Origin of the sequence: Shewanella sp. SP1S2-4, from assembly GCF_031932075.1 — a bacterium.
Taxonomy (GTDB): Bacteria; Pseudomonadota; Gammaproteobacteria; order Enterobacterales; family Shewanellaceae; genus Shewanella; species Shewanella baltica.
Genome location: NZ_JAUOET010000007.1, coordinates 151,652 through 168,033, shown reverse-complemented (window position 1 = coordinate 168,033; position 16,382 = coordinate 151,652). Strand labels below are relative to the sequence as shown.

The 16,382-nt window shown below is 46.2% G+C and carries 17 protein-coding genes; 13 read left to right on the top strand and 4 right to left on the bottom strand.

Annotated features, from left to right (window positions below):
• Window positions 1-302 precede the first annotated feature (302 nt).
• From Q4Q52_RS09655 to Q4Q52_RS09645, 3 genes are all read left to right on the top strand, one after another.
• Window positions 303-797 carry a DUF4279 domain-containing protein gene (locus tag Q4Q52_RS09655; protein ID WP_311990485.1) on the top strand — a complete coding sequence of 165 codons (495 nt, stop codon included), beginning with the start codon at window positions 303-305 and terminating at the stop codon, window positions 795-797.
• 143 nt (window positions 798-940) lie between these two features.
• Window positions 941-1,408 (top strand): DUF3617 domain-containing protein, encoded by a 468-nt coding sequence (locus tag Q4Q52_RS09650; RefSeq protein WP_311898134.1) that lies wholly within the window; start codon window positions 941-943, stop codon window positions 1,406-1,408.
• Between the two features lie 390 nt (window positions 1,409-1,798).
• On the top strand, window positions 1,799-2,239 hold the full coding sequence (locus tag Q4Q52_RS09645; RefSeq protein ID WP_106650969.1) for a hypothetical protein: 441 nt from the start codon (window positions 1,799-1,801) through the stop codon (window positions 2,237-2,239).
• Window positions 2,240-2,337: 98 nt separating this feature from the next.
• Here Q4Q52_RS09645 and Q4Q52_RS09640 read toward each other — a convergent pair whose 3' ends face one another.
• Both Q4Q52_RS09640 and Q4Q52_RS09635 read right to left on the bottom strand, forming a co-directional pair.
• A complete protein-coding gene (locus tag Q4Q52_RS09640; RefSeq protein WP_006085500.1) occupies window positions 2,338-3,009 on the bottom strand; it encodes an RluA family pseudouridine synthase in 672 nt (223 codons plus the stop codon).
• A gap of 75 nt (window positions 3,010-3,084) precedes the next feature.
• Window positions 3,085-3,708, bottom strand: a complete 624-nt coding sequence (locus tag Q4Q52_RS09635; protein WP_311990484.1) for an acyl carrier protein phosphodiesterase — start codon at window positions 3,706-3,708, stop codon at window positions 3,085-3,087.
• 107 nt (window positions 3,709-3,815) lie between these two features.
• Here Q4Q52_RS09635 and Q4Q52_RS09630 point away from each other — a divergent pair, with 107 nt between their 5' ends.
• The 10 genes from Q4Q52_RS09630 to Q4Q52_RS09585 all read left to right on the top strand — a co-directional run bounded on the left by Q4Q52_RS09630 (window position 3,816) and on the right by Q4Q52_RS09585 (window position 12,291).
• A complete protein-coding gene (locus Q4Q52_RS09630; RefSeq protein ID WP_311990483.1) occupies window positions 3,816-4,040 on the top strand; it encodes a hypothetical protein in 225 nt (74 codons plus the stop codon).
• A 63-nt stretch (window positions 4,041-4,103) separates the two neighbouring features.
• Complete coding sequence (gene queA / locus Q4Q52_RS09625) at window positions 4,104-5,141, top strand: tRNA preQ1(34) S-adenosylmethionine ribosyltransferase-isomerase QueA (protein ID WP_311990482.1); 1,038 nt, start codon at window positions 4,104-4,106, stop codon at window positions 5,139-5,141.
• Window positions 5,142-5,303: 162 nt separating this feature from the next.
• Window positions 5,304-6,428 (top strand): tRNA guanosine(34) transglycosylase Tgt, encoded by a 1,125-nt coding sequence (gene tgt, locus Q4Q52_RS09620; RefSeq protein WP_106650965.1) that lies wholly within the window; start codon window positions 5,304-5,306, stop codon window positions 6,426-6,428.
• Window positions 6,429-6,454: 26 nt separating this feature from the next.
• Window positions 6,455-6,787, top strand: a complete 333-nt coding sequence (yajC, locus tag Q4Q52_RS09615; RefSeq protein ID WP_006082276.1) for a preprotein translocase subunit YajC — start codon at window positions 6,455-6,457, stop codon at window positions 6,785-6,787.
• A 17-nt stretch (window positions 6,788-6,804) separates the two neighbouring features.
• Window positions 6,805-8,655, top strand: coding sequence for a protein translocase subunit SecD (secD, locus tag Q4Q52_RS09610; protein ID WP_311990481.1), 1,851 nt, complete (start codon window positions 6,805-6,807; stop codon window positions 8,653-8,655).
• 12 nt (window positions 8,656-8,667) lie between these two features.
• Window positions 8,668-9,615: a protein translocase subunit SecF gene (gene secF / locus Q4Q52_RS09605; RefSeq protein WP_107948230.1), complete on the top strand. Its 948-nt coding sequence runs from the start codon at window positions 8,668-8,670 to the stop codon at window positions 9,613-9,615.
• A gap of 234 nt (window positions 9,616-9,849) precedes the next feature.
• Complete coding sequence (locus Q4Q52_RS09600) at window positions 9,850-10,167, top strand: putative signal transducing protein (protein ID WP_006082273.1); 318 nt, start codon at window positions 9,850-9,852, stop codon at window positions 10,165-10,167.
• A 128-nt stretch (window positions 10,168-10,295) separates the two neighbouring features.
• Entirely contained in the window at window positions 10,296-10,655 is a 360-nt protein-coding gene (locus Q4Q52_RS09595) for a rhodanese-like domain-containing protein (protein WP_311990480.1), read from the top strand.
• 19 nt (window positions 10,656-10,674) lie between these two features.
• Window positions 10,675-11,586: a bifunctional precorrin-2 dehydrogenase/sirohydrochlorin ferrochelatase gene (locus tag Q4Q52_RS09590; RefSeq protein ID WP_311990479.1), complete on the top strand. Its 912-nt coding sequence runs from the start codon at window positions 10,675-10,677 to the stop codon at window positions 11,584-11,586.
• A 159-nt stretch (window positions 11,587-11,745) separates the two neighbouring features.
• Window positions 11,746-12,291, top strand: coding sequence for a YaeQ family protein (locus Q4Q52_RS09585; RefSeq protein WP_311890730.1), 546 nt, complete (start codon window positions 11,746-11,748; stop codon window positions 12,289-12,291).
• A 34-nt stretch (window positions 12,292-12,325) separates the two neighbouring features.
• Here Q4Q52_RS09585 and Q4Q52_RS09580 read toward each other — a convergent pair.
• Window positions 12,326-13,554 (bottom strand): IS3 family transposase gene (locus tag Q4Q52_RS09580; protein WP_311990478.1). Its coding sequence is split into 2 segments (ribosomal slippage): window positions 12,326-13,203 and window positions 13,203-13,554, totalling 1,230 coding nucleotides; the frame shifts between segments, so codons are not numbered across the junction.
• A gap of 122 nt (window positions 13,555-13,676) precedes the next feature.
• Window positions 13,677-16,127, bottom strand: a complete 2,451-nt coding sequence (locus Q4Q52_RS09575; protein ID WP_311990477.1) for a S8 family serine peptidase — start codon at window positions 16,125-16,127, stop codon at window positions 13,677-13,679.
• Window positions 16,128-16,382: the final 255 nt, after the last annotated feature.

Genomic DNA, 16,382 nt, shown 5'->3' with positions numbered 1-16,382 from the left:
AAGGATTGAGTTTTAGATTTGTAGAAATAACGCTACATCCCCCCTTGTGCTTAACTCTTCATCAAGAGTCGTAGAAACTGGAAGAGATACAATCGTATCTAAATTGCTTGTTAGTGCTTTCTGTCAATACACGTGCGTGTTATCTCAAACATCTAAATCTAAAAATATTTAAAATTAAACACTGAGAGGTTACCGTTTTAGGATAATAGGTCTGGAAAACGCGCATGCGTGTCTTTCTGATGGATTCTTGTATATGAAAAGCGGTATAAAGCTGATAACTTCCAGTTAATACAGGTAGTTAAGTGTGCACGTTTTTATTTTTCTATGGACGCCAACGCTACGCTGCATTGGTGTTTTTTAGCTCAGCATTAGGGCCTTTTATGGGTGCATTTGAATATTCACAAGCCACTCTTCGGATCTTCGGGGATGATTTGATACCTGAAGACGTATCAAATTTACTTGGTGGTACAGCAACTAAAAGTAAAAAGAAAGGTGATGAAGATGTCAGCAAAATCAGCGGAAAAGTGCGGATTGCCAAAACGGGTAGCTGGGATTTTCAGGCTAAAAAGAGAGAGCCAGAAGACCTAAACGCGCAGATTGAAGCAATTTTATCCCAGCTAACAAGTGACTTAGCGATATGGGAAAAGCTTTACCAAAGCTACAAAGTTGACATGTTCTGCGGCTTGTTTATGGGCAATTGGAATGATGGTTTGAGCTTGTCACCTGAAATCATGCTGGCACTTGGTCAACGTGGAATTGTTTTAAGTTTAGATGTTTATAGTGGGTCGGACGATTAAGATGGTTGTCGCCTCTAAAAACAAATGTTAACGCCAGCAAAAGTGCTGGCTGCGACGTCAACCCGCTGCACGGCTTTGCGTGCTAAATTTGGGCGCTAGGCACTAAAACCTTACTTGTTTTTCATTAATTAAAGGAATAATAAATGACCCACCTAATTACTAAAGTGATGTTAACTGGACTCATAGTGGCATCAACTCATCTTCACGCTGAAAACTACGACTTCAAACCGGGTTTATGGGAAACCATTTGGAAATCCGAAATAGTAGAAATAGACGCACCTCCTGAAATGGAGAAAATGATGCGGAGCATGTCCAAAAGGCCTGATTACACGGAAACTGAATGCATAAATGACATCGCCTCTGCATTTGATTTGGAGCCTGAAGAAAATGAAGGCGAAGAATGTCAAACCAACAGCAATTGGATCAGTGCTAACAAAATGGTGTTTGAAACATCATGCACTAGTCCTGATGGTGCATCTAAAACAGTGGGTGAAATGCATTTCAATGGGAAAACGTCCACTTCTAAGCTTGAAGTGACAATCTCTGAAGAGGCAATGAAAATCAAGTCGAAACTCGTTGGCAATGGAAAATATATTGGCGCTTGTGACTAAGTGCCATACAAGCTCTTCAACTTAACGCATAACGGTTAATAAGGATATTATGAGGACTGTTAGTAATATAAAAGGGATTTATTGAACTTTCGCTGGCATTGCCAGTTGGTCTGTATTGTGTATGGCTGCCGTTCCATTGTATCGACGTTTAAACAGCGTGGCGCTCTCATTCAACTCGCTAGATAAGTCTTTTAGCTGCCTTTACTTTAGCGATAAGTAAATAGTGATAAAGATCGCGTTTTTATTTGTAGATTGAGCTACACTGCCGATTAATTAGTCAAAGGTATTTATCTTTTATATTTTAAACATTTAGCAAATTTAAGTTAACCATAAAGTTACATTTGACGGGCGGTTTGAAGTAATTTGCTGTAGTGGGGAGTAAAGCGTTAAATGGGTTCTATGCTTAATGTACTACCACAACTGACATTCACTTTAGGTGATTGGGTATTGCATAAGGATATCAGGATGTCTGGGATTGAAAAACGCCGTCGCCTTCATTGGCGGGAGACAGATATGCAAAATCGTGAAATTATTGGTCGTTGGTTAGATGGGCGTCCTTTATTGGGTGACAAAATTACCCTCTATAAAGAAGACGGAAAATATTTTTTAGAAACTTGGTTTAGCGATGGCTGCCATAGTTTAGATGAAGTCTATATGTCGCCAACCGCTGAAGGCCATAAGCTGGAAGATGTGGGCGGTAATTTCTTTGGTGAATTCTTTATCGTGACACAGTCGCAGCAATTACAATTTTGTAATGAGCAGGGCTGTTATTTCCAAGCGGATAAATTAGCCGCCGATGCCGATTTTGCGCAAGGCATACGCGTCGCTTAAAAGGCAACAATCGAATCCGTAAATAACTAAGGTCGCATTTTAGCTCAGTGCTAAGTCGCGACCTTTTGCTTTTATGGGGTTGCAGCTATTGGATTGAGTTATTCGCTAAAGGGATGTTTGCTGCTAAAAAACAGCGGTTTAGCCGAATAGGGATGAGTCAGACTTAAGCTTTGTGCATGTAAGCATAAACGCGGCGCGGCTTTGATAACCTCGGCATCACCGTAAAACTCATCACCTAAAATCGCATGTCCTAGGGCGAGCATATGCACACGTAATTGATGAGTACGGCCGGTTTCTGGCGAAAGCTCGACTAAGGTGCTGTTTTCTCTGCGTTCTAGTACACGGTAGTAGGTGAGTGCGCTTTTACCGCCAGTTTCTCCTGCTTGCAGTGTCTTTTGATAGGGTGGATGCTCAGTGTCTGGTGCAATCGCGAGGTCAATCATGCCCTGTTCCTGCGGCACATGTCCCATCACTTCGGCAATATAGACTTTCTTACTCTGCCTATCTTGAAACTGCGTTTTTAAATGCGACTCGGCTTTTTTATTACGGGCGAACACCATAATGCCCGAGGTTGCGCAGTCGAGCCGATGCACTAAAATCGTTTCTGGATAAAGGGTTTGTAAGCGGGTTAATGCGCAATCGAAGGTGTGAGCCGCTCGACCCGGATTCGACAATAAGCCCGAAGGTTTATTGATGATAATCAGATCTCTATCTTTATAGCGGATGTCTAGCCAAGGAACTGCTGGGGGCTGGTAATCAAATATCTGCATTTTGTCCTCATTTTTGCGCGGCCATACTAGCAAAATTTACGCAGGCACACAGCATAATCTCATGCTCGCTTATTCCTAGAGGGAGGAAGGCAAATATTCTGCAGGTGTTTTACGGCTCAAGATACGGGTATAAGCCATCAGCTGCGGATAAAAAGTGCGGAATGCGGTTTCGATTTCGATCTGCATTTTATTGACGACTTTATGGGCATCTTTAAACAGTGCGGCTTGCGGATGCTGTTTTGCCACTTGTGCTAAGGCGTGTTGTAAGCCTTTTTCCGTGGTGTAGCTGCCCAGCCAATCAGCGCTGCGCATGGTGGGCAAGAGTTTAGCAAGTGCCTCTGGATGGTATGGGTCTACTCCTTGGGCGGCGAAAGTATCTAACGCGTCATAGGCCTTGCTGCTGAATTCATCCAAGGGTTGGTGATGATATTCTTCCCAATAATAAGCTAAATAGTGATCGAAACTCACGGCCATGAGTTCTGCTGCTATGCTTCTTAAGGGCACAGGGAAAGCTTCCATTAATTCAATCGTGAGTTCGTGGCTGGCGCAGAGGGTATTAATCTCTTGGTTTAGCCATAACGCTTGGCGTAACTCAATTGGAGCTTGTGCAACTGGCGCTTGAATATAGTTACCCGCCACATTGGCGGCAAGGTGTGTTTTACTGATGTCGGCGAGATGTAAGTGTGTAAGAAAGTTCATTATTTTGCGCTTGGTTAACCACGTCGGTTCACGGTATCATGCGCAAGCGCGCTTAGGAAAGCACGGAAGCTAAAAATGCAGTATTTTTTCACTTTTTAGGATCATGGATGATGTGGAACTGGTTTATAAAAATGCTTGGTCGAGACGAGCAGCCCAAACGTAAAAAAGTGTTAGTGGATATTCCCTTCGAACAACACCGTTTTAGCATGGATGATTTCAGCCGTTCGCGGCTTAAATTCGATGCCGATGACAATTTGCCCCAAGATGGCGTCAAACCTATTAGCGTCAAACCTATGGTTCTTGAGCAAGAAGTGGACGCTGGCAATAAGTAATCTTGATATTCTTGGCCTCTAACCATAGACTAGCCGCCGTTCTAAGCTATCTAGAGGCCTATCATGCGCGTTGCAGACTTTTCTTTCGATCTCCCCGATGAGCTGATCGCTCGTTATCCTATGGCGCAGCGTAATGCATCACGTCTGTTAACCTTAGACGGCAATTCTGGCGCGTTAGGCGACAAACAATTTACCGATCTGCTGGGGATGATTAATCCCGGCGATTTAATGGTGTTCAACAATACCCGAGTGATCCCCGCGCGTATGTTTGGCCAAAAGGCCAGCGGCGGTAAGTTAGAAATTTTAGTTGAGCGTATGCTTGATGATAAGCGCATCCTCGCCCATGTTCGCAGCTCTAAATCCCCGAAAGTGGATTCGTTAATCCATCTCGACGGTGGCTATCAAATGAAGATGGTCGCCCGCCACGATACCTTGTTTGAGCTTGAGCTGTTATCCGAGTTGACCATTCTAGAGGTGCTCGAAGCCGTAGGGCACATGCCTTTGCCTCCTTATATCGATAGACCCGATGAAGATGCCGACAAAGAGCGCTATCAAACTGTGTATAACCAAAATCCAGGCGCCGTTGCTGCGCCAACGGCGGGGTTACATTTTGACGATGCCATGCTAGATGCATTAAAAGCCAAGGGTGTGAATATCGCATTTGTGACTTTGCATGTGGGCGCGGGAACGTTTCAACCGGTGCGTGTTGATACCATTCTTGAGCACAAAATGCATTCTGAGTGGGCCAATGTGCCGCAGGATGTGGTCGATTTAATTGCGCAAACCAAAGCGGCGGGTAAACGCGTAGTTGCCGTCGGCACAACATCTGTACGTTCCTTAGAAAGTGCGGCGCGCGCTAGCCAAGGTGAACTCAAAGCCTTTAGCGGTGATACAGACATCTTTATTTATCCTGGCTATCAATTCCAAGTGGTCGATGCCATGGTGACGAACTTCCACCTCCCTGAATCGACCCTCATCATGTTAGTCAGTGCATTTGCGGGTTTTGATCATGTTATGGCGGCGTATCAACATGCTATCGCGCAAAAATATCGCTTCTTTAGCTATGGCGATGCCATGTTTGTGACGAAAAAAGCCCACTAGACCAAGATTTTGTTTTAAAATAGCCGCCCAAAGTGAGTATGGGCGGCAACTTTTTTTCGTCAAAAGGTTGAACCTTTTAACGCTGTCCCCATCTCTATTGTTAATCAAAATGGCATTAGCCATTAAAAATGTAGTCAGACTGTTTATCTGGCGAGGTGAATTATGAAATTTGAATTAGATACTACCGACGGCCGTGCGCGCCGTGGTCGGTTGATTTTTGACCGTGGCACAGTAGAAACCCCCGCATTTATGCCTGTTGGAACCTACGGCACAGTTAAAGGTATGACGCCAGAAGAAGTACGTGCTACAGGCGCGGACATTTTGCTCGGTAACACTTTCCATTTATGGTTGCGCCCAGGCGAAGAAATCATGCGAAAGCACGGTGACTTGCATGATTTTATGAACTGGCAGCGTCCGATTTTAACGGATTCGGGTGGTTTCCAAGTATTCAGTCTTGGCGATATCCGTAAGATCACCGAAGAAGGTGTGCATTTCCGTTCGCCAATCAATGGCGAGAAAATCTTCTTAGATCCTGAAAAATCAATGCAAATCCAAGATGCATTGGGCAGCGATGTGGTGATGATTTTTGACGAATGTACGCCGTATCCCGCGACTGAAGATGAAGCGCGTAAGTCAATGCAGATGTCGCTGCGTTGGGCCAAACGTTCGCGTGATGAATTTGACCGTTTAGAGAACCCTAACTCTCTATTCGGCATTATTCAGGGCGGTGTGTATGAAGATTTACGCGACGAAAGCTTAAAAGGCTTAGTCGATATCGGTTTCGACGGTTATGCCGTCGGTGGTTTGGCCGTAGGAGAGCCTAAAGCAGATATGCATCGTATTCTTGAGCATATTTGCCCGCAAATTCCTGCTGACAAACCTCGCTATCTGATGGGGGTCGGTAAACCAGAAGATTTAGTTGAAGGGGTACGTCGTGGTGTTGACATGTTTGACTGTGTAATGCCAACCCGTAATGCCCGCAACGGTCATCTGTTTACGAGTGAAGGTGTGATCAAAATACGCAATGCGCGTCATAGAGATGACACGTCACCACTCGATACTAAGTGTGATTGTTATACCTGTAAAAATTATTCACGGGCATACCTTTACCACTTAGATCGTTGTAATGAGATTCTGGGTGCGCGTTTAAACACCATTCACAACTTGAGATACTATCAAATGTTAATGGAAGGTTTGCGCGGTGCGATTGAGACGGGTACATTAGACGCCTTTGTGGCGGACTTCTATACCAGTCAAGGTCGCGAAGTACCAGAGTTAGTCGATTGATTTTTTGCTAATAAGAAGAGAAAACTATGTTTATTTCAAATGCATACGCAAGCGCTGCCGGCGCACCACAAGGTGGCGGCACGATGGAATTGATTTTCATGCTGGCAATTTTCGGCCTGATTTTCTATTTCATGATTTTCCGTCCGCAATCAAAACGCGTTAAAGAGCACAAAAACCTGATGTCATCAATCAGCAAAGGCGACGAAGTGCTGACCAGTGGCGGGATTTTAGGCAAGATTGCAAAAATCAGCGACGAAAGCGATTACGTGTTACTGAGCTTAAACGACACGACTCAAATCACGATCAAAAAAGACTATATTGCAGCTGTATTGCCTAAGGGCTCTATCCAGTCGTTGTAAGCCAAGAGGGCTCAGGCGTGTTAAATAAATACCCAATGTGGAAAAACATTATGGTGATGCTCGTCATCGCCATAGGTTGTTTCTATGCCGTACCGAACCTTTTTGGTGAAGATCACGCGGTGCAAGTGGTGGCGACTCGAGGTGCTGAAGTCACGGCATCAACCCAAGCCAGTGTGAACGAGCTGTTAGCCAGTAAGGGCATTGCGGTAAAGCGCTCTGAGCTTGAAAAAGGTCAGTTGTTGGTCCGTGTGCAAAATGCGGATCAACAGCTACTGGCGAAAGAATTAATTGCTGACAGCTTAGGTGACAAGTTCACTGTGGCGCTCAACTTAGCCCCAGCGACGCCTAAATGGCTCGAGTCTATGGGCGGCAGCCCAATGAAACTTGGTCTCGACCTTCGCGGCGGTGTGCATTTCTTAATGGAAGTGGACATGGGCGAAGCGATTCGCAAAATGGAAGAGGCTAAAATTGCCGATTTCCGTTCGCAATTACGTGAAGAAAAAATCCGTTACGCGGGCATTCGCAATAATGCTCAAGGAATCGAGATTAAATTCCGTGATGGCGAAAGTTTAGCCAGTGCCGAACGTTTCCTAAAATCTCGCAGCAACGATATGGTGTTCACCGATGTGAGCAAGGGCGAAGATTTTGCCCTGCAAGCTGTGATGAGTGACGTGTATCTTAAGCAGATTAAAGAAGAAGCACTGCAACAAAACATTACTACCATTCGTAACCGTGTAAACGAGTTAGGTGTGGCTGAGCCTGTAGTACAACGTCAAGGCGCCGAGCGCATTATCGTTGAATTGCCAGGTGTGCAAGATACCGCTCGCGCTAAGGAAATCTTAGGTGCTACCGCATCGATTGAATTCCACATGGTCGATGACAAAGCCGATCCTAATGCTGCGCAATCTGGCCGTTTACCAGCGGGTTCTGAAGTGTACCAGCGCCGCGAAGGTGGCACTGTGATATTGAAGAAAGAAGTGATGTTGACCGGTGATCATATCACGGGCGCACAACCTAGCTTTGACCAGTACAGTCGTCCACAGGTTAGCATCAACCTTGATGCGAAAGGCGGCACCATTTTCTCTGACGTGACCAAAGACAACATAGGCAAGCCTATGGCGACATTGTTCATCGAATATAAAGACAGTGGTGAACGCAATGCCGACGGCAGCGTTAAGATGCAGAAAATCCAAGAAGTGATTTCTGTCGCGACCATTCAAGCGCGTTTAGGCCGTAACTTTGTGATCACTGGCTTAAGCCATGGTGAAGCTCAAAACCTCGCGCTATTACTGCGTGCTGGTGCCTTGATTGCGCCAGTGTCGATTGTGGAAGAACGTACCATTGGTCCAAGCTTAGGTGCTGAAAACATTGAAAACGGTGTTCAAGCTATGGTTTGGGGTATGGCGGTTGTCTTACTCTTTATGCTGGTTTACTACCGTGGCTTTGGTCTTATCGCCAACATCGCCTTAACCATGAACTTAGTCATGGTGGTGGGCGTAATGTCGATGATCCCTGGCGCAGTGTTAACCCTGCCAGGTATTGCCGGTATGGTGTTGACTGTGGGTATGGCTGTTGACGGTAACGTGCTGATCTATGAACGTATCCGTGAAGAATTACGTGCGGGCCGTAGCGTCCAGCAGGCCATCCACGAAGGTTATGGCAACGCATTCTCCACCATCGCCGATGCGAACATCACCACTTTCCTAACGGCGCTGATCCTGTTTGCCGTAGGTACAGGCGCTGTTAAAGGCTTCGCGGTGACCTTGATGATAGGTATTGCGACTTCCATGTTTACTGCAATCGTGGGTACTCGCTCAATCGTTAACGCGATTTGGGGCGGTAAGCGCGTGAAGACTCTGTCTATCTAAGGGGAAGTGACAATGTTAGAAATTTTATCTTTAAAACATACGGTAAACTTCCTCCGTCATGCACTGCCAATCAGTATTATGTCGGCTGTATTGGTACTGGCTTCATTGGTTTCTCTTGTGACCAATGGCATTAACTGGGGGCTTGATTTCACTGGCGGTACCGTCGTTGAAATGGAGTTCACTAATCCAGTCGATTTAAACGCCCTGCGGGTGCAACTGACGACGCCAGATTCTGAAGGTGCAGTCGTACAAAACTTCGGTTCTAGCCGTGACGTATTAGTACGTTTACAGGTGAAAGAAGGCGTGAAGAGTGACGTGCAAGTTAAGTCTGTCATGGAAGCTGCGCAGAAAGTTGATCCACAAGTTCAGCAGAAGCGTGTAGAGTTCGTTGGCCCACAAGTGGGTAAAGAACTGGCTGAGCAAGGCGGTTTAGCGGTATTAGTCGCGCTTATCTGTATCATGATTTATGTGTCCTTCCGTTTCGAATGGCGCTTAGCATTTGGTTCTGTCGCGGCATTGGCGCATGACGTAATCGTGACTTTAGGTGTGTTTTCGGTATTCCAATTGGAATTTGACTTGACCGTACTGGCGGGTCTATTGACGGTTGTGGGTTACTCACTCAACGATACTATCGTGGTATTTGACCGTATCCGTGAAAACTTCCTTAAGATGCGTAAAAGCGACCCTGAAGAAGTGGTGAATACTTCAATTACTCAAACCATGAGCCGTACAATCATCACCACAGGTACAACCTTAGTGGTGGTCGTGGCCTTGTTCCTAAAGGGCGGCACTATGATCCATGGCTTTGCGACTGCATTGCTGATGGGTATTTTTGTGGGTACGTATTCTTCTATCTATGTGGCGAGTTTCTTGGCCATTAAACTGGGTATCAATCGTGAACACATGATGCCAGTTGAGATTGAGAAAGAAGGCGCAGACCAACCTCCTATGATGCCTTAAAGGTTACATTCGAGTTAAAAAGCCACCGACGAGGTGGCTTTTTTTTAGCTCGATTTTGAGATAGATCTGACATTCTGCTAGCAAACTCACAAAGTTATAGTCAGTTATGCTGTAAAAATGGAATGTTAATTAAATTAACAACTGGTGTAAAAATCAGCGCTCGACAGGCTCGGCTATTTAGCAGTAGGATGTCGGCAACCCATATTCCAGAGAGTTGTAGCCGTAGGATGTCGCATGGAAGAACGTAAAGTGTTAGTTGCTGGTGGTAATTTATTGCAAGCCCACACATGGAAAGGTTTATTAGAGGCCTGTGGTATTCATGTTGAGCTCAGAGGTGAAGCGCTATTGGGTGGTATTGGTGAGCTTCCTACTGGGATGCAAAACGTCGAGTTATGGGTGGGCGAGTCCCAACATGCGTCGGCGCAAGTGCAACTGAATGCGTTGGATGTCGAAAGCCCACAGTGGCAATGTGTGCAATGCCATGAAACCAATGAAGGCAGTTTTGAGTTGTGCTGGCAATGCAGCTCTGAGCGCAGCGAAAGCCACAACTAGCCTTGGATAGGCAATCACTTCCGCTTTGTGCTGTGGCTGAAAGATTGCGTCTACTGGATGAGAAGATTACACTTTGCTGATAAGCTGACATTCATCATGTCATTCAATATCTTATCTAGGAGTCAGTGATGCCGCATCCCAGTGCTTTTTCCGTCCTTGTTGACGCAATTCTGCCTAACATCACCGAAGTGACCATTGAAGCCTATCAGGCCGATGACAGCTGGCATCTTGTGGATGTGCGTGAGGATCGCGAGTGGCTGCAGGATCATTTACCCCAAGCAAAACATTTAAGTCGGGGTATTTTAGAGCGTGATATCGAAGCACGTTTCCCCGATAAACATACCCCCATATTACTCTACTGCGCAGGTGGTGCGCGCTCAGCCTTGGCGGCCCATAATCTGCAACTCATGGGTTACACCCGCGTTGCCTCATTGATTGGTGGCTATAAAGGCTGGGTACAGCGTCAACTGCCAGTCGTGCAGGATTAAGCGTTCAGGATCTCATCTAATGCAATATTTCCCCTTGTTTGTCGATACGGTTAACTTAAATGTCTTGCTGGTGGGGGCGGGTGATGTGGCGAGCCGTAAGCTGGCGCTGCTGACACGTACCGAAGCCAGTATTCACGTGATAGCCCCTGAAGTGAATCCTGAAGTGCAGCGTTATGCTGATACGGGCCGTATTCTGTTATCCCAGCGCGAAGTGGTTCACGCCGATATTCAAAATTATGATCTGGTGTATTTAGCCACGGCAAACGACAGTCTTAATGCCGAGTTGGCGACTCTAGCCACCGCGCGCGGTATTTGGGTTAATGCCGTTGATAATCCGGCATTTTGCCGTTTTATCACCCCTTCGATTGTCGATAGGGGCCGTTTAGTGGTGGCGATCAGCACGGCGGGCGCGGCACCGGTATTTGCACGCACGATTCGCTCGCGCTTAGAATCCAGCCTACCGCAATCACTCAAGCCTTTGTTCGACTTTGTCGCCGATAGACGCGTCGAAGTGCAAGACAAGCTCGATTCAACCTCGAAACGCCGCTTATTTTGGGAGCGTTTTTTCGATACCAATGGCGACCGTTTCGATAGTCGTACCGCCGAGCATTACCATAATGCATTTAATCATTTAGTCAGCCGCGGCGAAATCCTTTTGCTGGATGATGCAACCTCTGTGGACTTACTGCCACTCGCCGCCATGCCGTTGTTGCAGCGCCTCGATTGGATCTATAGCCAAGGCGATTTGAGCGACGAATTGGCAGAATTAGTCCGTCGAGACGCCAATCGGGGCGAGTTACCCGCACTCAGTGAATTGAGCCTGCAATACGAACAGGGCACACGCATGTTGCTGGTGGCCGATACACAAAAAATCAGTCAGTTGAAAGCGCATTTCCCGATGGCTAAGCATTTACGACCCGGCGCGATTTAATTTCTTATCGATTCTGCTTTCTGTCAGATTGCACTTTCTGTTCGATTTGATGGGCGTATCCTATTGTTCGTTTGAGCTAATGCCGAGTCTCAGGTAGACTCGGCAGCCTTATTTTAGAATTTCGCTGTTTCAGGATTTCACTCTGCATTTAGGATGACTATGGCCCTCAAAGCGACCGTGTTTAAGGTCAATTTACAGATAGCCGATATGGATCGGAATTATTACCAAGATCATCAATTGACGCTTGCCCAGCATCCTTCCGAAACCGATGGCCGCATGATGGTGCGTTTACTGGCGTTTATTGTGAATGCCAGCGAAACCTTAAGTTTTAGTAAAGGCTTGTGCGTCGATGATGAGCCAGAGCTGTGGGACAAAACCCTATCAGGCGAAATTGATCTGTGGGTTGAGTTTGGTCAGGCCGATGAGAAATGGCTGCGAAAGGCCAGTGGCCGCGCCAAAGTCGTGCAGTTATTTACCTATGGTGGCCGCAGTGTACCCATTTGGTGGAAACAGAATCAGCAGGCGTTAGAGCGTTATCAGAATTTAAAAGTGTGGAATATTGCCGAAGAGTCAGTCACGGCAATGGAAGCCTTTGTTGGGCGTAATATGGCATTGCAAGTTTCGATTAGTGAAGGCCAAATTTGGTTATCGGATAATGAAACCAGCGTGTTGATCGAACCTGAAATCCTCAAAGATATTGCATAACATGTTGTCCCGTCCTAAGATAGGTTGACAGTTTTTAGGCCAGCTCCTGTAGCTGGCCTTTTCTATTGTGCACCTGATTAGGGGTTGCCATATTCAAACTCAGATGCGGTCTCATATCGTTGTATATTGCTATCGATTCTCTAACAAGTATCTTCAGCTCCGCAAATGTCCTACATCGGTGCAGTAAAAACTCCTGCTTCAGTATGCCATTCACTCTTTCTGCTAATGCATTTTGGTAGCAATCATAACCATCCGTCATTGACGGCGGGATTTGGCTCGCCTGAAGCGCATTCTGATAAATTGCTGAGCAGTATTGTAAGCCTCTGTCTGAGTGATGCACTGCGTTGCCGATATAGCGTTTATCTTTTATGGCCATTTTTAACGCTTTCACCACACTCTCGGCTTTCATGTCTTTACTCACGTGATGACCGACTATCTTACGCGAACTCGCATCGGTGACCAGTGACAGGTAGTGCACACCTTGGTCTGACTCAAGATAGGTGATATCGCTGACCAGTACATGCTCTGCATCATGCAGTCCTTCCTCTTTCAGCAGATTAGGATGCTTCTTCATCCAGTGTTTGCTGAACGTGGTTTTTGTGTAGCTTTTCTTCGGTTTAACCAGCAAACCTTCACTTCTCAAATAGGTAAAGAACCCATCTCGCCCGAGTTTAATATCGTGCTCAACCAGCCTGGATTTTATCAACGTATAGAGCTTACGGGCCCCTAACTTTGGCATATATTTACGCCAGTACTGGACCCAGTCTTTGATGACCGATAGCTCAGCTCTACGACTTTCCATTCGAGCAACTGCCTGATAAATACCTTGCCTCGACATACCCGCAGCACGACATGCGGCAGCGAGGTTTATTTGTCCGTTGCTTTTTGCTTGCCAGAGGTACCGGATAAGTACTTTTTTCTGAGGCCTGCTCCATATTCATTGTCCATGATATCAACCATGCCATTGAGGATTTTGTTACGCAGTTTCTCTTCTGCTAACTCACGTTCAAGGCGCTTGATCGTTTCGGCAGGGGTTTCTTTTGACTTAGGCATAAGGGGATGCTGAAAAGGTTTCGACCAATCGAGTCTACCATGTTTTCTAAGCCAAACGAGTACCGTTGAACGGCCTTGAATGCCAAAACGGGCTTGGGCTTGTTTGTACGTCATTTCGCCTTTTTCAACACGCTCTACAACGCCTAATTTAAAGGCTAAGGTGTAATCTCGTTGTGTGCGCTTACGGTTTGAGTTAATTGATGTTGTCATAAAGAAGTCCTCTTTATGTCAACGTATTTCAGGACGGGACATGTCTTGTAAAAAAAGAGCCTGCGATTGCAGGCTCTTTTCATTTATTACTTTCATTTCTCAGTAAGCGTATCGATTTGGATTTATTGGAAGCTCAGTTCCCAGCTATCGATATAACCCACATCACCACGGCCACTGTCTACGGCTTTCAACTTCCATACGCCGTTCGAATTCGCACCCGTCATATCAGCGGTATAGCTCTTGTTGATATTGGCAGCACCTGAACCTGTGTTGCTATGCAGAGTGACGGTTTTACCAGAAGGGCTGATCAACTGCACTTTCAAGTCACCAATGTAAGGGTGGACTATGTTCACTACCGCAGTCACAGTGCCTGAATCACCGGTGCGAGTGACTGTGATTGGGCTCGTGATCCCAGCAGCTTTGTTATCTGGGATGTTGTAGTTATCAGTGTTGCTATAGCTTGCAGGCGTAGTACCGCCGCTAGATGCTGTGTAGCTTGCTGTTAACGACACTCCAGTGAAGGCAGAGTAGCCTTTCAGCATGGCGTAGTAAGTGCCTGATTGGATATTGGTGATTGGGCAAGACTCGCTATTGCCACTTTTATACGGACGGCAATCATAGTTAGCTGTAGTTGGCGCTGCACCATATTGCACATACAAGTCCGCATCACCTGTACCACCGTTCATTACAAAGCCTAAGTTAGTTGCGCCTTGTGGTACGTCAAAGGAGAAGTGCAGTTCTTCACTCGCTGCGCCGCCTAAGCCCGTTTTAGCCACACCGTTAACTAACACGCCATCGGTTGGAGTTGGATCAACAGGACCCGTTGGGCCAGTACAAGAGGCATCTAAGAAGGTTTTCGCGGCAACAGCGTTGACTAAACCATAGCCATAGTAGTTATCACGGCCCGCAGTACCAAGATCTTCGGCGGTCATTTTCAATGCGTTACGAACCTGCGCCGCACTACACTCAGGGTGATAGCTCCACACTAAGGTTGCAACACCTGACACATGTGGCGTCGCCATCGAAGTACCGTTGTAGTACTCGTAATCTTTATTGCCTTGGTTGCTGACTGTTGCTGTCGCACCCAGTTGATTACGCAGTGCTAAACCTGTTGCGCGATCCACTGATACGGAAACCATATTGATTTCACTGTTTGCATCGACAAGGAAGGGGTTTTGTAAGCCAGGTAATGCCGCGTTACTGTAAACAATCGCCGCACTGGCACCGGCATTTTTACAGGCTTTAGCCGCATTGATTTCAGGGTAACTTGTGCCTTGATTGCCAACACGTTCCACTAAACAAATCTTATTGGTCATGTTGCCGCAGTTGAAGCTAGTTCCGCTGACGCTACATTCGGCAAGCGTAGCTGTCGCTGTACCATTGTATGGTGCTGCCACATAGTTGCCGCCCGATGAAATGAGGCGATTATGTGGCACGACACCTGAATCAAAGTAAGACTGACCACCGATAGTAATATCGGCTAAACGGCCTTCGCCACGGGTAACCGTCGACAGAATCGCTTCACCTGGGCCAGATATTTCAACTTGGTTGGTGTATTGGGAAAATGCAGAATGGTCTTTATGATTATCCACTGAGGCGACTGACATCACGCCATCGTAGGATGCTGGATAGCTGTGAGCACTATTGCCATCGTTACCTGCAGCGGCAATCAAGAGAACACCATTATTATAATGGGCAGCAAGAGCATTACGCTCAGTGGTGCTCGAACCCGCACCACCTAAACTCATAGTGACAACGTTAGCGCCGTTGGCAACACAAGTATCTACCGCGGCGACTAAGGATGAAGAGTAACCCCAGCCAGATTCGTTAAACACTTTTACGACATGAATATTGGCATTTTGATTTGGCATTACGCCGATCACGCCGTCGTTGTTGGCAATTGCCGCAATCGTGCCCGCAACGTGAGTACCGTGGGCGTTGTTGTTACCTGGCTCGAACCAGTTGCCTGTGCCTGAGTTATTGGTGCCCGTGACATTATTGCCACTTAAATCGCTGTGACTACGATCGTAGCCAGAATCGATAATACAAATAGTACGATTGCCTGCTTGGCTATCGCTTAACTGAGTCGCCCCCACAAAGGTTTGACCCCAAGGCGTACTTTCACTCAGTAAGTGACGCGGCATATCCTCTTCAACATATTCCACATCGGCGCGTTTTTTTAACGCATTGATGCCGTTTGCATCGAGTTTGACCGAGTAACTGTTACTGCGGCCGATACGTTTCATTTCCTTCGCTTGTACTTTGTTCAATGCAGTGTGTTGAGCACTGATTTCCGCCATTTGGGGCTGATAATTCATTGTGGTTGGCAGCGTATCAGTTGCCGCGTCACTCGATTGCTGATCACTCATTGATTGCACATTACTGGCCGACATTATGGTAGCAGCATCGGCATTTTTAAATTTCACTATGTAACGCTTTGGCAGTGGAGAGGTTTGTGCTTGTAATGCTGCGGCAAAACCTGGTGCTTGTGGTGCTGCTTGTACACCGGTTGAGATCGCAATAGCTAAGCTTGAAAGACTTAACGCTATTTTAGTGGTTCTGTTGATTGTCATGTTCTTCTTCCATGGTCAATTTAGTGTTAATCATTATTATTTTATGTTTCATAAGAATAACTACGACTCAGATGCTACTCGGTTAGTGAATTTATCTGCGACCAAAGTATTTGTAAATCAATTGTTAACGGTATGGTTGCTTATAAAACCTCATATTTTATAAGCAGTTAATTTGAATATAAATTCAATATGTAACGAGTTGTAACCAAATTTTATTCAAATTTTTGTTTTTTTATGTGGTAAAAATGAATAAGT

What these genes read in the sequence shown, in the direction of transcription:
- Q4Q52_RS09630 (WP_311990483.1), top strand. Translation starts at nt 3,816, where the DNA reads ATGATGTGGAACTGGTTTATAAAAATGCTTGGTCGAGACGAGCAGCCC.
- Q4Q52_RS09595 (WP_311990480.1), top strand. Translation starts at nt 10,296, where the DNA reads ATGCCGCATCCCAGTGCTTTTTCCGTCCTTGTTGACGCAATTCTGCCT.
- Q4Q52_RS09650 (WP_311898134.1), top strand. Translation starts at nt 941, where the DNA reads ATGACCCACCTAATTACTAAAGTGATGTTAACTGGACTCATAGTGGCA.
- Q4Q52_RS09645 (WP_106650969.1), top strand. Translation starts at nt 1,799, where the DNA reads ATGGGTTCTATGCTTAATGTACTACCACAACTGACATTCACTTTAGGT.
- Q4Q52_RS09590 (WP_311990479.1), top strand. Translation starts at nt 10,675, where the DNA reads ATGCAATATTTCCCCTTGTTTGTCGATACGGTTAACTTAAATGTCTTG.
- yajC (WP_006082276.1), top strand. Translation starts at nt 6,455, where the DNA reads ATGTTTATTTCAAATGCATACGCAAGCGCTGCCGGCGCACCACAAGGT.
- Q4Q52_RS09640 (WP_006085500.1), bottom strand. Translation starts at nt 3,009, where the DNA reads ATGCAGATATTTGATTACCAGCCCCCAGCAGTTCCTTGGCTAGACATC.
- Q4Q52_RS09575 (WP_311990477.1), bottom strand. Translation starts at nt 16,127, where the DNA reads ATGACAATCAACAGAACCACTAAAATAGCGTTAAGTCTTTCAAGCTTA.
- Q4Q52_RS09585 (WP_311890730.1), top strand. Translation starts at nt 11,746, where the DNA reads ATGGCCCTCAAAGCGACCGTGTTTAAGGTCAATTTACAGATAGCCGAT.
- queA (WP_311990482.1), top strand. Translation starts at nt 4,104, where the DNA reads ATGCGCGTTGCAGACTTTTCTTTCGATCTCCCCGATGAGCTGATCGCT.
- secF (WP_107948230.1), top strand. Translation starts at nt 8,668, where the DNA reads ATGTTAGAAATTTTATCTTTAAAACATACGGTAAACTTCCTCCGTCAT.
- Q4Q52_RS09635 (WP_311990484.1), bottom strand. Translation starts at nt 3,708, where the DNA reads ATGAACTTTCTTACACACTTACATCTCGCCGACATCAGTAAAACACAC.
- tgt (WP_106650965.1), top strand. Translation starts at nt 5,304, where the DNA reads ATGAAATTTGAATTAGATACTACCGACGGCCGTGCGCGCCGTGGTCGG.
- Q4Q52_RS09600 (WP_006082273.1), top strand. Translation starts at nt 9,850, where the DNA reads ATGGAAGAACGTAAAGTGTTAGTTGCTGGTGGTAATTTATTGCAAGCC.